The 593-nt window shown below is 47.9% G+C and carries 1 protein-coding gene and 1 pseudogene; one reads left to right on the top strand and one right to left on the bottom strand.

The genetic code is table 11. The annotated features are described in order from the left end of the window. A partial coding sequence (locus BGK49_RS17220; protein ID WP_001073957.1) for an IS3 family transposase occupies window positions 1-209 on the top strand: 209 nt, incomplete at its 5' end. 33 nt (window positions 210-242) lie between these two features. Here BGK49_RS17220 and BGK49_RS17215 read toward each other — a convergent pair. Beyond that, window positions 243-494: pseudogene (locus tag BGK49_RS17215) on the bottom strand (MFS transporter); the annotation flags it as partial. Window positions 495-593 lie beyond the last annotated feature (99 nt).

Here is a 593-nt window from a genome sequence, read left to right as displayed (position 1 = left end):
ACTGTTACGACAACGCTCCGATGGAAAGCTTCTGGGGAACGCTGAAAAATGAGAGCCTGAGCCACTATCGTTTTAATAACCGGGATGAAGCCATCTCAGTAATACGGGAATACATTGAGATTTTCTACAATCGTCAGCGTCGTCACTCTCGTCTGGGGAATATCTCCCCGGCAGCCTTCAGGGAAAAATATCATCAGATGGCTGCTTAAAAAAAGAACAAATGGTAGTGTCCGCTATTGCCAGTACACCTCATAAGGCGAGGAAACGTTTTGCAATGCTGAGAGAATAGGAACGGTAAAAATGGCTGCCAGCGAACCGAAACATAACATTGAGGTACGGCGACCTATCTTATCCGACAGCGCGCCAATGAGTGGTTGAATAAGCATGAATACAAACAATGCGGCAGTCATAATGCCACTCGCCACGTTGGCATGCATTCCCGCAGTATTTACCAGATACTTCTGCATATAAGTGGTGAAGGTATAGAAACAAAGGTAAGCGTGCAGCAAGAACCGTATTGACGGGGATGTGTTATTCAGTCGGCAGTGCTACGCGCCAGGGGAGCAGTTCGCCGACCCGGTTTATCGGCCAGT

The sequence above is a fragment of the Shigella sp. FC1544 genome (assembly GCF_001722145.1).
In the GTDB taxonomy this organism is placed as follows: Bacteria; Pseudomonadota; Gammaproteobacteria; order Enterobacterales; family Enterobacteriaceae; genus Escherichia; species Escherichia coli.
This window is presented reverse-complemented; position numbering and strand designations above follow the sequence as displayed.